General features: G+C 46.0%; 11 protein-coding genes. All 11 read left to right on the top strand.

The window, feature by feature from the left end; translation table 11 throughout:
- The first annotated feature begins 11 nt into the window (after positions 1-11).
- The 11 genes from ARA78_RS03840 to ARA78_RS03790 all read left to right on the top strand — a co-directional run bounded on the left by ARA78_RS03840 (position 12) and on the right by ARA78_RS03790 (position 14,820).
- Positions 12-650 (top strand): precorrin-2 dehydrogenase/sirohydrochlorin ferrochelatase family protein, encoded by a 639-nt coding sequence (locus tag ARA78_RS03840; protein ID WP_055280010.1) that lies wholly within the window; start codon positions 12-14, stop codon positions 648-650.
- Positions 651-834: 184 nt separating this feature from the next.
- A complete protein-coding gene (rimP, locus tag ARA78_RS03835; protein WP_055144996.1) occupies positions 835-1,257 on the top strand; it encodes a ribosome maturation factor RimP in 423 nt (140 codons plus the stop codon).
- A 12-nt stretch (positions 1,258-1,269) separates the two neighbouring features.
- Entirely contained in the window at positions 1,270-2,451 is a 1,182-nt protein-coding gene (gene nusA, locus ARA78_RS03830; protein ID WP_055144675.1) for a transcription termination factor NusA, read from the top strand.
- 49 nt (positions 2,452-2,500) lie between these two features.
- On the top strand, positions 2,501-2,770 hold the full coding sequence (gene rnpM / locus ARA78_RS03825; RefSeq protein WP_055144672.1) for an RNase P modulator RnpM: 270 nt from the start codon (positions 2,501-2,503) through the stop codon (positions 2,768-2,770).
- Positions 2,754-3,083, top strand: coding sequence for a L7Ae/L30e/S12e/Gadd45 family ribosomal protein (locus ARA78_RS03820; protein WP_082418050.1), 330 nt, complete (start codon positions 2,754-2,756; stop codon positions 3,081-3,083). The genes rnpM and ARA78_RS03820 overlap by 17 nt, the downstream gene beginning before the upstream one ends.
- 3 nt (positions 3,084-3,086) lie before the next feature.
- Complete coding sequence (gene infB, locus ARA78_RS03815; protein ID WP_055280009.1) at positions 3,087-5,972, top strand: translation initiation factor IF-2; 2,886 nt, start codon at positions 3,087-3,089, stop codon at positions 5,970-5,972.
- Positions 5,973-5,980: 8 nt separating this feature from the next.
- Positions 5,981-6,394, top strand: coding sequence for a 30S ribosome-binding factor RbfA (rbfA, locus tag ARA78_RS03810; protein WP_015534838.1), 414 nt, complete (start codon positions 5,981-5,983; stop codon positions 6,392-6,394).
- A gap of 33 nt (positions 6,395-6,427) precedes the next feature.
- Complete coding sequence (locus ARA78_RS03805) at positions 6,428-7,375, top strand: DHH family phosphoesterase (RefSeq protein WP_015534839.1); 948 nt, start codon at positions 6,428-6,430, stop codon at positions 7,373-7,375.
- A gap of 84 nt (positions 7,376-7,459) precedes the next feature.
- On the top strand, positions 7,460-8,362 hold the full coding sequence (gene truB / locus ARA78_RS03800; RefSeq protein ID WP_055280008.1) for a tRNA pseudouridine(55) synthase TruB: 903 nt from the start codon (positions 7,460-7,462) through the stop codon (positions 8,360-8,362).
- Positions 8,363-8,374: 12 nt separating this feature from the next.
- The gene (locus ARA78_RS03795) at positions 8,375-9,346 is read left to right on the top strand and encodes a bifunctional riboflavin kinase/FAD synthetase (RefSeq protein ID WP_055273490.1); all 972 of its coding nucleotides are present in this window, start codon (positions 8,375-8,377) and stop codon (positions 9,344-9,346) included.
- A 134-nt stretch (positions 9,347-9,480) separates the two neighbouring features.
- Entirely contained in the window at positions 9,481-14,820 is a 5,340-nt protein-coding gene (locus ARA78_RS03790) for a glycoside hydrolase family 9 protein (RefSeq protein ID WP_055280007.1), read from the top strand.
- Positions 14,821-14,916: the final 96 nt, after the last annotated feature.

The raw sequence follows: 14,916 nt of genomic DNA, 5'->3' as shown, positions 1-14,916 counted from the left end.
GGAGATAAGATATGGCATACTTTCCAATGTACATCGATCTTGAGGGCAAGAAAGTAATAGTTGTAGGTGGAGGTAAGGCAGCACTTAGAAAGATCAATTCGCTGCTGTATTTCGGAGCGAAGATAGCGGTCATTGCGCCGAAGGTGTGCGATGATATAAAAGCGATAAAGGGAATAAATGTACATGAGAGCAACGTGGCACTTGACATACTGCAGAATGCAGACATTGTTGTGGCGGCAACCAGGCGCCCGGAGATCAATGCCAAGATAGGTACATATTGTAATGACAGGGGCATCATGGTAAATGTGGCTGATAACAAGGAGCTCAGCAGCTTCCTGTTTCCAGGCGTTATCGTCCGCGGAGATCTTGTGGTGGGAGTCACAACAGGCGGCAACAGCCAGGCGGTATCCAAGCAGATCAGGAATATGATAGACAGGATGCTTCCAGAGGAGTACGAGACGCTCACAAGAAAGATGGGAGCGTACACAGAGCTTGCAAATGTCAACATCAAGAGCACGGCACTTAGGGAGGAAGCACTGGATGAACTCGTCAAGGTTGCACTGTCCAACAAATGCGTTCTTGACGACAAGAAGGCGAACAAGGTGCTTGACAAATATTACCGTGAGGACGCAGCCAGAAGAAACGCATAAATATTTGTTAATATTTGTACTTGAATTATTTGATAATTATGATACAATAAGTGAGATTGTTATAGATTACAGCATGAGAGTGGGCCTTGGCCCACTCTCAATTGTTGTGGGGATAATATTTTACAGAAAGGTGGTCGTATTTACGAAGAGAGCGGATATTGAAGCAAAGACGGAGGCACTTGTGATGCCGATCATTGAGGCGAACAATCTGGAGCTTGTTGATGTGGAGTACGTCAAGGAAGGCAGTGATTATTACCTCAGAGTGTATGCGGACAAGGAAGGTGGCATCACGATCGGTGATTGCGAGATAGTGAACAGAGCACTTGGAGACCTGCTTGACCAGGATGATTATATAGGAGATGCCTATATACTGGAGGTCAGCTCACCGGGGCTTACGAGACCACTGAAGAAAGAGAAGGATTTCAAGAGAAGCATAGGTAAGGTCGTGGAGATCAAGACATTTGCCAAGGTGAATGGTGCAAAGGAATTCGAGGGTGTGCTCAAGGCATATGATGAGAATACAGTCACCATTGAGCTTGAGGATGAGACAGAGATAACGATAACGAGAAAAGATATTTCCATGATACGATTAGCATTTATATATTAGGAGGATAAAAAGGTGTCAGAGATCATTGAAGCATTGAATCAGCTTGAGAAGGAGAGAAACATTAGCAAGGATGTTCTGCTTGAGGCTATAGAGAGATCACTCAAGACAGCCTGCAAGAAGGATTTCAATACAGACGAGAACATTACAGTTTCACTGGACAGAGAGACTGGTGAGTGCCATGTATATGCAGCCAAAGAGGTTGTTGAGGAAGTTGAGAATCCTGCATGCCAGATAACACTGGAGCAGGCCAAGATGATAAGCAGCAAGTACGAGATAGGTGATACAGTAAATATAGAGATCACAACTAAGAACTTTGGAAGAATAGCAGCCCAGCGTGCGAGAAATGTCATCGTTCAGGCTATCAATGAGAATGAGAGAGCAGCTATATACGATCACTTCCATATGAAGGAGAAGGATATCGTAACAGGAATCGTTCAGAGACAGGTTGGAGACAGCGTGAATGTGAGCCTTGATGACAAGACAGAGGCACTCTTAAAGCCGTCAGAGATGATCGAGGGAGAGAGCTACGAGAGAGGCGACAGAATAAAGCTTTATATCACAGAGGTCAAGAAGACAAACAGAGGACCAAGGATCACTGTATCAAGAACTCATCCAGAGCTCGTCAAGAGACTTTTTGAGAAGGAAGTAACAGAGATCGCAGACGGAACAGTTGAGATCAAGAGCTTCTGCAGAGAGGCAGGATCAAGATCTAAGATCGCAGTATGGTCAAACGATGAGAACGTCGATGCAGTTGGAGCATGCGTAGGAATCAATGGTGACAGAGTAAATGCTGTCGTTGCAGATCTGAACGGTGAAAAGATCGACATCATTCCTTGGAGTGAGAACCCTGCTGAGTTTATTTACAATGCGCTCAGTCCTTCAGATGTTGAGGACGTATCAGTTGATCTTGATGAGAAGACAGCATTTGTCGTAGTACCTGATACACAGCTTTCACTTGCAATCGGTAAGAAGGGTCAGAATGCCCGCCTTGCAGCCAAGCTGACAGGATACAAGATCGATATTAAGAGCCATTCAAAGGCCGAGGAGATGGGTTACTTTGATGAGCAGCCAGAGGATGAGAACTTTGATCCTTATAACGAAGATGAATATTATGATGAAGTAAGCGAAGATAAAGATGCCGATGCTGCTTCATTTGACATAGATGAAACAGTAGACACAAACGACGAAGAGTAATCATTTGCATTGATGTAGTGGCACATGATAGAGAATAGGGAGTGATGAGATGGCAAAGAAGGTACCTCTGAGGCAATGCCTTGGATGCCGTGAGATGATGCCGAAGAGTGAGCTGATAAGGATAGTCCGAAGCAATGACGGGCAGTTCGCAGTTGATGCAACCGGCAAGCTCAACGGAAGAGGCGCTTATATATGCAAGAAATCCGAGTGCCTTAAGAAGGCGGTTGGAAGCAAAGCACTTGAGAAGGCTTTCAAGGTCAGCATACCTGCTGAGGTGTATGAACAATTAGACAAGGAGCTGCGTGACATTGAAGAATAACAAGATCTACTCGTTAATTTCTCTGTGTGCCAGAGCCAGAAGGCTGTGCAGTGGCAATTTCTCAGTAGAGAAAGCAGTTAAGAATCAGAGCGCGTACGTGGTCATTGTGGCAAAGGACGCTTCTGACAATACGAAGAAACTTTTCGACCAGAAATGTAATTATTATGGGATTCCTTATTATGAGTACGGGACAAAGGATGAGCTTGGCAAGTACAGTGGCAATGAGATGAGAACATCCATTGCGATACTTGACGAGGGATTCGGAAATCAGATCATAAAGTACATGAATGTAAATGAAAACATGGAGGTGTAACATTTGGCTAAAATCAGAGTACACGAATTATCAAAACAGTTAAACATTTCAAATAAAGATATCATAGATACACTTGGCGCAAAGGGAATAGAGATCAAGAGTCATATGTCCAATCTGGACGATTCGATGGTTGGAATAATTAAAGCTAAGTTTGGAGCAAAGACTGCGCCAAAGGCCGAGGCTCCAAAGGCTGAGACCCCAAAGCCTGCAGCACCAAAGCAGGAGGCTCCAAAGGCAGCGCCTAAGACAGAGCAGCCAAAGCCTGAGACAGCAAAGCCTGCTGCAGCGCCAAAGGCGGACGCGCAGAAGCAGAATCCTTCAAGGAATGACAATTCAGCAGCCAGACAGGGTTCTGGCAATCATGTAAGATTTGCCAGGGAGGACAGAAACGGCGGCAAGATGAATAACAACGGTAACAGAGTCAGATTTAACAACGACAGACAGGGCGGTTCAGACAGAGCCAGATTCAGCAACGACAGGAACCAGGGCGACAGAAATCAGGGTGACAGACCAAGATTCGGCAGAGATGGCCAGGGCGACAGAAATCAGAGTGACAGACCAAGAGTAGGCAGAGACGGTCAGGGCGACAGACCAAGGTTTAACAGAGATGGTGACAGAAACCAGGGTGACAGACCAAGATTTAACAGAGACGGCCAGAATGACAGACCAAGGTTTAACAGAGATGGTGATAGAAACCAGGGTGACAGACCAAGATTTAACAGGGACGGCCAGGGTGACAGACCAAGGTTTAACAGAGACGGAGACAGAAACCAGGGTGGCGGACGCTTCGGCAATGGCGATAGAAACCAGGGCGGAAGAGGCTTTAACAGAGATGGTGGCAACCGTTTCAGCAACCGTATCAATATGCCATTTGGCAAGGATGACGAGGATGACAGCCCAGCTCAGAAGAGAGCACCATTCAAGAGAGACCGCAAGGACTTCGATGCGAAGGAGATGCCGGGTAAGGATTTAAAGAGCCAGAACAGAGATAACTACAACAGAGATAAGAACAAGCCACGTAAGGGCAACAGAAGATCACCTGAGGAGGTCGAGGCTGATATCAGCAGACTTGCGAAGAATGTGAAGAACAAGCCACAGAAGAAGCAGCAGGCACCACAGGAGGATCCGGATGCAATCAGAACCATCACACTTCCTGAGGTTGTAACACTCAAGGAGCTGGCTGATGCGGTAAAGACTCCTGTAACAGCACTTATCAAGAAGTTGTTCCTCGCAGGTAAGATGGTCAATGTGAACTCAGAGCTTCCATTTGACGAGGCTTCAGAGATCGCACTTGAGTACAACTGTATAGCTGAGGAAGAGGAGAAGGTAGATGTGATCGAGGAACTCCTGAAGGAGGACGAAGAGGACGAGAAGGACATGGTTCCAAGACCTCCAGTAGTCTGCGTTATGGGACACGTTGATCACGGTAAGACATCACTCCTTGATGCGATCAGACAGACAAAGGTTACATCGGGCGAGGCTGGTGGAATCACACAGGCGATCGGTGCATCTGTTGTCGATGTAAATGGCCAGACTATCACATTCCTTGATACTCCTGGACATGAGGCGTTCACAGCGATGCGTATGCGTGGTGCACAGAGTACAGATATCGCTATCCTTGTTGTAGCTGCCGATGATGGTGTTATGCCACAGACAATCGAGGCTATCAACCATGCAAAGGCTGCCGGAATCGAGATCATAGTAGCGATCAACAAGATCGATAAGGAAAGTGCGAATATAGAGAGAGTTAAGCAGGAGCTCACAGAGTACGAGCTGATCCCAGAGGATTGGGGCGGTTCAACAATATTCTGTCCTGTATCTGCACATACTAAGGAAGGTATCGACAATCTCCTTGAGATGATCCTCCTCACAGCAGATGTGCTTGAACTCAAGGCAAATCCTAACAGAAAGGCAAGAGGTATCGTCATCGAGGCTGAGCTTGACAAGGGACGTGGACCTGTTGCAACAATGCTTGTACAGAAGGGAACTCTCCACGTTGGAGATTACATCGCTGTAGGAGCATCACATGGTAAGGTACGTGCCATGACCAACTCAAGAGGTGAGAGAGTTACAGAGGCTCTTCCATCAACACCTGTACAGATTCAGGGGCTTAATACAGTTCCTGACGCAGGTGAGATATTCATGGCAGTTGACAATGAGAAGGAAGCCAGAACCATATCAGAGACATACATCTCACAGGGTAAGGAGAAGCTTCTTGCAGATACAAAGCAGAGAATGTCGCTTGACGATCTGTACAGCCAGATCCAGGCCGGCAACCTCAAGGAGCTCAAGATCATCATCAAGGCAGATGTACAGGGTTCGGTTGAGGCCGTTAAGCAGAGCCTTTTAAAGCTCTCAAATGACGAGGTCGTTATCAAGTGCATACATGCAGGTGTAGGTGCTATCAACGAGTCAGATATAATCCTTGCATCAGCATCAAATGCCATCGTAATCGGTTTCAACATCAGACCGGATGCGAGAGCAAAGGATATGGCTGACAGCGAGGGCGTAGATGTTCGTCTGTACAGAGTCATCTACAATGCAATAGAGGATATTGATTCAGCAATGAAGGGTATGCTTGATCCTATATATGAGGAGAAGGTCATCGGACACGCAGAGATCAGACAGACGTACAAGGCTTCTGGTATCGGTGTCATTGCCGGTTCATATGTTCTCGACGGAACAATCAACAGAAACTGCAGCGTAAGAATCACCAGAGAGGGCAATCTTATATTTGAAGGAAAGCTTGCTTCACTCAAGAGATTCAAGGATGATGTCAAGGAAGTTAAGTCCGGCTTTGAGTGTGGTATGGTATTCGAGAACTTCCAGGACGTTGCAGAGGAAGATCAGATAGAGGCATACGAGATGGTAGAGGTGCCTAGAAAGTAGTAATAGATATGAGAAAAAACAGTGTAAAGAATAATAGGATCAACGGTGAGGTCCAGAGAGAACTCAGCAGGATCATCAGCCGCGAGATCAAGGATCCGAGAATATCACCTATGACTTCGGTCGTTGATGTGGTTGTCACACCTGATCTCAAGTTCTGTAAGGCATATATCAGTGTCCTGGGTGACCAGGATGCTGTTGATTCCACATTTGCAGGGTTGAACAGCGCAATGGGATATATCAGAAGAGAGCTTGCTCATTCTGTAAATCTGCGCAATACACCGGAGATAACATTTATCATGGACCAGTCCATAGAGTATGGTGTCAGTATGTCCCACAAGATAGATGAGGCTCTCGGAAAGCATGGCGATGCTGACGAGAGTACAGATGAAAACTCAGAGAGTGAAGATGAGTTTGAAGAGTAGGATATAATATGAGAATTTAAAAGGAGGTATATCATGAACGATCTTATAAGGGAGATAGAGAACGCAGACAGCATAGCCATAACAGGACATATCAATCCTGATGGTGATTGTATAGGTTCAACACTTGGAATGTATAACTATATTACAAGCAATTACCCTGACAAGAGGGTTCAGGTATATCTTCAGGAATTCCCGGATGTATTCATGTTCCTGAATGGTGCATCTACTGTAAAGCATGAGGCAGATGACGAGACCTATGATCTGTTTATGTCGCTTGACTGCGGAGATATGGATAGATTCACACCATTTGTCAGATATTATGAGACTGCGAAGAGAACTCTTTGCATAGACCACCATGTGTCTAACAAAGGCTTTGGTGATGTGTGCTATGTGGAAAGTGATGCATGCTCCGCTGCGGAGGCTATATTCAAGCTCCTGGATGAGAAAAAGATCAACCAGCAGTGCGCAGAGTGTCTGTATACCGGTATAGTCCACGACACAGGAGTGTTTAAGCACAGCAATACCACCAGAGAGTCCATGACCATAGCGGGAATCCTGATAGAGAAGGGAGCGAGACCAAGCTTTGTCATAGATGAGACATTTTACAAGAAGACGCTCACACAGAATAAGCTTCTGGGCTATGCGCTTCTCAACATGAAGCAGTTTGCAGATGGAAAGATAACCCATACACTTCTGACAAAGGAGGACTTTGACAGATTTGGTGCCAGCAAGATGGATACGGATGGAATCGTGGATCAGCTCAGACTGACATCAGGTACTGAGGTTGCTTTCTTCATGTATCAGGCTGGTGAGGATAATTACAAGATATCCCTCAGGGCAAATGATATCGTGAACGTGAGTGAGATCGCGTGTAGCCACGGCGGTGGCGGCCATGTGAAGGCTGCGGGATGCAATATGTCAGGTGATCCGGAAAAGATAGTTGCGGAGATAGTTGCGGATATAGAGAAACAGCTTGGCTGATAAATTGCAGAAAAGATGTGATCTGGAACAGGTACTGATACAGCGGACTGATGTAAAAGACTTTGGATTGGATTTGAAATAGTTATGATAGATGGATTTATCAATATATATAAGGAGCAGGGGTTCACGTCATTTGATGTGGTGGCAAAGCTCCGTGGTATATTAAAACAGAAAAAGATAGGTCATACCGGAACTCTCGATCCCATGGCGGAGGGAGTTCTTCTTGTGTGTCTGGGAAGTGCTACGAAGATGTGCGATCTGCTCACTGAGAAGAACAAGACATACACATGTTCCATGCTTCTCGGAAAGACCAGCGACACCGAAGACGTGACAGGAGTCATGACAGACGTGACAGATGTATATCCTGATGAGAAGACAGTCAGGGCTGCGGTGATGAGTTTTGTAGGCGATTACATGCAGATCCCGCCTATGTATTCAGCCATCAAGGTAAATGGTAAGAAGCTCTATGAGCTGGCGAGAGCCGGACAGGTTATAGAGAGAGAGCCGAGACTGGTCACGATACATGGTATCACCATACAGTCGGTAGAACTTCCGAGGGTGACATTCGATGTGAGCTGTTCCAAGGGAACATATATCAGAAGCCTGTGCAGGGATATAGGAGAGAAGCTTGGCTGCGGTGCGGTGATGGAGAAGCTTGTCAGAACCGAGGTGAAGGGCTTTACTATAGAAGAAAGTCTGACGCTTGATGAGGTGGAGAAGGCAAGGGATGACGGGACACTCATGCAGCATATATTAACAACGGATAAGCTCATGCCGAATATACCGGAGCTTCATATAGCTGAGAAGGGTGTTAAGCTTCTGGCAAATGGAAATAAGCTCAGTGCGGATGCATTTGCAGAGAATAAGATACACAGGGATACCTATGTCAAGGTGTTCGATGAGAATGGAAGATTTGCGGCACTGTATGAATACAGCGATGAGAAGAGGCAGTATGTGCCATTTAAGATGTTTCCGGTGAGTAATTAAGGACAGACAGTTATGATTCATATAAAGGACACGAAGAAGGTAAAACTGAATAGCACAGAGCGCACGGCGGTTGCCCTGGGCAAGTTTGATGGTATCCATCAGGGACACATGCTGTTGATAGAGCAGGTGTTGAAGCTTCAGAGACAGGGATATATGGGCGTTGTGTTCACATTTGACATGAGGGAGAATCATGTGTTTGATGTGAGCAATATGAAGACCATATACACATCTGACGAGAAGGCACAGGTGGTATCGGATACCGGAGTTGACGTCCTGGTTGAATATCCGTTTGACGATGCATTTGCGGCTACAGAGCCGAAGGCGTTCATCAGAGATGTTCTGGTGGACATGATGCGGGCCGGATATGTCGTGGTTGGAAGCGATTACAGATTCGGCAGAGACAGAAAGGGCGATGTGGATACCCTCAGAAGCTATGCGGACGAGTATGGATATAAGGTCATAGTCATAGACAAGCTGGAACAGGATGACGAGGTGGTCAGCTCAACTGTCATCAGGAAGAATATTTCTGAGGGAGATGTGAGGTCGGTCATTCCGATGCTCGGCAGACCGTACAGTATGACAGGTGAAGTGGTGTCCGGTAAACAGCTTGGAAGGACAATAGGAATACCGACTGCGAATATGCTGCCGGAGGAGCGCAAGCTGTACCCGCCGGCTGGTGTGTATGCTTCAAGGATCAGGATAATCCGGGGGAAGCATACGGGACATGAGGATCCTTTCAGAGTCTATATGGGAATCACCAACATAGGAGACAATCCTACAGTTAACGACAAGGGAAATATCACCATAGAGACGAATATCTTCGACTTTGACAGGAACATATATGGACAGGTCATCAAGGTGGAGCTTATCGAGCAGATCCGAGGTGAGAAGAAATTTGGAAGCCTGGATGAGCTCAAGGCTCAGATGGCAAATGACATAGAAACTTCAAAAAGAATACTTGCTAATAAAGTATTGGTAAAATAGCACAGAAAACATTGGTAATTATGCGCATAAATAATGACGGATTATTGGGTCGCATGAAGATGTTTTCTGTGCTATATTTTTAATAATAGGGTATTTTTTAGGAGGAAAAAGGAAGTACAAGGAGGAAAAGTAAAATGAGAAAGAAAGCAGCGATCAGGATCCTGGCATATGTTCTCACCTTATGCATGATCATCGGCAGTATAACCTGGCCGGAGATCACAGCTAAGGCGGAGAGCATCACAAAGGATCTGAAACCGGACACCGGCTGGAAGACGGTGACTGCGGCAACAGATGAGTGGAGTGATTATGGAAAGGCGGAGATCAGATTTTCGCCTTCATCAGATCTGGCATCCATGAAGGCTATTGCGGATGCGGGATATAAGACGCTCAAGATCACATATGCGGTTGACACATTTACCGCTGCAAGTGGACAGAATGCGGGAGTTATGCCATTTGCGTCATATGGTTCTTCATGGTCGAATAATGACAAGTGGATAGATCTGTCCAAGAGCGGTCAGTTTGAGACCGTACTTGATCTGTCATCTATCAGCACAACAAGCACGGAGAAGGTGGCATTTGGTATACAGGTTGCCAATCTTCAGGAAAACAGCACGATCAAGTTCAGGATCGTGTCAGCGGTCCTCTCAGGAACAAAGAGCACCTCTGGTGGTTCATCAGGGGAGTCAGGCGGTTCAGGCGACAGCGGATCAGGCAGTGCGGACCTTGATTCAATTGGAAACACAAGTTCAAGCGTAACCGCAAGTCTTGCTGATGGAGATGGAACAGCCAAGGGAGACGGCTACTACGAGACAGAGATAACGATAAATAACAAGAGCAATTCATACATAGCAGACTGGATAGCGGTGGCTGATGTGAGTGGCTCTGTAACTGCAGTTAAGGATTACAGCAGCTGGTCAGCCCTCAAGGGTGTATTCAGTGATGGAAAGCTGTACATATATCCAAACACATCCAAGAAGTCAGGTGCAGTAAATGCAGGTTCGAGCGTGAGCTATTCAAAGCTTGGCTACACAGGTACGGCAAACGGTGTGTCTATAACAGGTGTCAAGGTGTACTACAGCTCACAGTCAGGTGCATTTGACTCATTTATCGGTTCACTTTCATCATCATCTGGCGGAGCCGGGGACAATACAGGTGAGATCAATACGGATGTTGAGTACAACTATGCGAAGCTTCTTCAGGAGTCATTGTATCTTTATGATGCGAATATGTGCGGAAGTGATGTATCTGCAAAGAGTGAGTTTTCTTGGAGATCAAACTGCCATACTGAGGATGCAAAAACAACATATAATGGAAAGACTGTGGATGTCAGCGGTGGATACCATGATGCGGGAGATCATGCCAAGTTTGGTCTGCCACAGGCATATTCGGCTACAGTTCTAGGACTTGCGCACATGGAGTTTGCCGAGGCATTTGCGGATACTGCTACAGAGGCACACTATAAGAGGATCATGGACAGATTCGTTGCTTATTTCGAGAGATGCACAGTCCTTGGAAGTGATGGCTCGGTTCAGGCTTTCTGTTATCAGGTCGGTGATGGAAATGTCGATCATGGATACTGGGGAGCTCCGGAAAAGCAGTCATCAAGAAGTGGACAGGCAACATTCACATCTGATTTGGATACGTGTACAGATATCGTTTCAGAGACAGCGGCGGCACTTGCGGCATATTATATAAATTACAAGGATAAGAAAGCGCTTTCCTATGCGGAGAAGCTTTTCACATATGCGGATACTAAGGCTAAGAAGAACAGCTCGGGTCCGGCATCAACTTTCTATAGCTCAGATTCATGGGAAGATGACTATGCCCTTGCGGCGGCTCTTCTGTACAAGGCTACAGGTAAATCAGCATATGCAACAAAATACAATAATGTATATGGTGGCAGAACAAATCCTAACTGGGCTCTTTGCTGGAATAACGTGGCTCAGGCGGCTCTGCTCTACAGTCCTAATTCATCAAAGAAGAGTGTGTTCGTGGAGAACCAGTCAGGACTTATAGCAAGCAAGACACAGTCAGGAGATAACAACTTCTGCCTGATAGACAGCTGGGGATCGGCGAGATATAACACTGCTCATCAGATGACAGGTCTTCTGTATGATACTATATATGGAAAGAATGATTATTCATCATGGGCAAATGGTCAGATGAGGTACATACTTGGCAACAATGCAGGTTCAAAGTGTTTTGTTGTCGGTTACAACAAGTATTCATCAAAGTACCCTCATCACAGAGCCTCAAGCGGATATCAGGGTTCTGTAACTGGAAATGCATATACAAAGCAGGCACATGTACTAGTCGGTGCTTTGGTTGGCGGCCCGGCGGGTTCGAGTACATCCTATGTAGATAGCTCAGAAGATTATAACCAGAACGAGGTTGCACTGGATTATAATGCAAGCCTTGTGGGTGCAGCAGCCGGACTTTATCTGTATGTGAAGAACAGCGGAACAGATGAGGAGAAGGCAGCACAGAAGGTAGTTCCTAAGAGCGAGGTGTCGTCAGAGCTCAGGACGATAAGCGGGGAGTCAGGTGGAGGCATGACAACAGAGGACGACACGAAGGATCCTTCAACTGGCTCAACCGGCTCAACCGGATCGACTGGCTCAACTGGATCAACAACGGGTTCAACGTCTGAGAAAGACACAGAGACTCCGTCAGAGACACCGGCCGTAAAGGTTACAGGAATCTCATTTGACAAGACATACATAACACTTAATGTGGGCGACAGTGATGAGATCAAGGCAACGATAACACCTGCTGATGCAAAAGATACATCCCTTGTGTGGTCAAGTTCAGACAAGGCTAAGGTATCCGTACAGAATGGCAAGATAACAGCCCTCGCAGCCGGAACGGCGACTATCACAGCTATGGCTAAGGATGGCTCGGGAATAAAGGCGGCGTGTGTTGTCAAAGTGCGCACTCCTGGAAAGCTGTCATGCAGCAGTGCTGACAAGGCATGGACAGACCTCGTATATGGCTATTCGAATGCTGATCAGGCAGCAATAGAACTGACAAACTCCGGGGAGACAACCCTTTCAGATGTAAAGGCCGAGCTTAAGGATGGAACGGCATTCCAGATCGTTTCATCACCGGCAGGTCAGATTTCTGCAGGTCAGAAAACAACAGTAGTTGTAAAACCGGTAAATGGACTTGGTGCCGGAAGCTACAGCGATACACTGGTAATATCAACGGCAAACGGCTCAGCGAGCATAACTCTCAAGGCGACAGTGGCAAAGGGAGAAAATACCGCAGTTGTCACTCTGACAAAAACTTCAGTAACATCTGATTCGGTGGCCGTCAGCGGTCAGGTGTCAGGAGCAGCAGGTGAGATCGAGTATGCAATATCCAGTGAGAAGGATGTTGATGCATCAAAGCTTACATGGCAGAATGGTGCTCAGTTTACCGGACTCAAGGAATTTACTACATATTATGTATATGGCAGGGTAAAAGAAACTGCAAATGTCAAGGCTGGTCAGATCAGCCAGGCACTTGAGGTGACTACACCTTTATCAGATCCTTTCGTAATTGACATCGGAAGACTGAATGACAGCAGATATGTTGGAGCATTCACAGACAGTGAGGAAAATCCAACTGTAAAGGTATCACAGTCTGGTGGAATCATATCAGTTTCATTTACCGAGAATAAGGATTACACGATCACAGGAAATGGTGAGGATGTAATTGTTGATACCGGAAATGCAAGCGGAATAACCGTGGACAATGCTACTGTAAAGAAGATCACGGTTCGTCCGGGCAATTCTGAAACATTTGTCATAAAGGTAAGCGGAGAAAATAAGATTGCTGATGGTATAACATGCGTCAGCGATAACAGTAACGCAGCGGATGTAAAGGTATCTGGAAAGGATACATCTTCCAAGATATCAGCGACAACCCCGGGTGCGTCTGCGATCAAGACAGATGGAAATCTTGAGATAGACAACATACAGATAAAGTCCGATGGTAAGGGAATCGAATCTGCGGGAACTGTGAAGATAGCAGGTGGAAGCAACAGCATAGATTCTGTATCTTCGGCAATATCGGCATCGGATGTGGAGATCACAGGAGGCTCTGTTGATGCAAAGTCATCAGGACTTGGCGATGGGGAGTCGGTAATCTCAGCAGACAATTCTATCAAACTGGTTGGTGGAAGTGTTACGGCGGATGCATCCGGATCAACCGGTGGAAATTCATTTGGCGTAAAGTCAGATGATGGAACGATCATTGTTGATGGCGATGTGTCAATAGGTGGAGATCCAATTTATTCCAAGGATCCGGTAGACAGCAAGGGCGACAGTGTAACCATGGTAAAGGTTGTGTTCACAGATGAGAATGGCAACCAGTTGTATGCGTCATCTGTAAACAAGGGATCAACTCTTGATCTGTCGAAAATAAATATCACCATGTCTGATGGTACTGATTACAAGACATCGAGGGCTGGATATGCGCTGGCATGGCAGGATGAAGCCGGAACAAGCTATAATGCTGATTCTGCATACGGCGCTGTATCAGAGGATATAACATTTAAGGCTGTATGGACATGGATAGTTGTGGATATAAGCGTTGATGCAAATATTACATTTGCGGCAACTGGAAATGCTTCGTACAAGACTACATATACAGGCGCAGCGATAAGACCGGCCGTAAAGGTTGTATCACGTGGAAGAACACTTGATGCGGGAACTGACTACATAGTTTCATATAGCAGCAATACCAATGCCGGTACAGCAAAGGTAGTTGTCAAAGGTCAGGGCAGATATAAGGGCTCGAAGACTTTTACATTTGCAATAAACAAGCAGGCGATAAGTAAAGCCTCTGTGACAATCACAAAGTCGGCTGTATATACAGGCAAAGCAATAACACCAGCGGTGAAGGTTACCTGCGGCAAGCGGACACTCACAGCGGGCAAGGATTACAGAGTTGCATATTCGTCAAATAAAGACTTTGGCAAGGCAAAAGTTGTGATAATGGGAATCGGTAATTACAGTGGAACACAGACAAAGTATTTTGACATAACTGCGGCTGTGGGTAAGATCTATGCAAATGGAAATTACAAGTACAAGATCACAAATGCATCCCTGAATGGCAAGGGAACGGTAACTCTCGTATCTGTTGTCAAGAAGACCAAGACAGTTGTGGTTCCTGACACTATAAAGCTTGGTGGCAAGACATTTAAGGTCACAGCGATAGGAAAAGCGGCGTTCAAGAAGAATGTAAAGGTTACAAAGGTGACCTTGGGCAAAAACGTCAAGACTATAGGTGCCAAGGCGTTCTATGGATGTAAGAAGCTCAGGACAGTAGTGATAAAGAATACACAGATGACAGGAAAAACAGTTGGATCTGGTGCATTTACAGGGACATACGCCAAGATGACCGTCAAGGTTCCGTCGAAGAAGCTTAAGAGTTATAAGACAATCCTTCTGAAAAGAGGAGTGTCAAAGAAAGCAGTCATAAAGAAATAAAGGCTCAATAAAATAAAGAATAATTGGAGATCCGGGGTGGTTCATATGATCCCGGATCTTTTTTGTGCGTATGGAGGTGACCGAAGTTCGATTTGA

Source organism: Coprococcus eutactus (assembly GCF_001404675.1).
Taxonomy (GTDB): Bacteria; Bacillota; Clostridia; order Lachnospirales; family Lachnospiraceae; genus Coprococcus; species Coprococcus aceti.
This window is presented reverse-complemented; position numbering and strand designations above follow the sequence as displayed.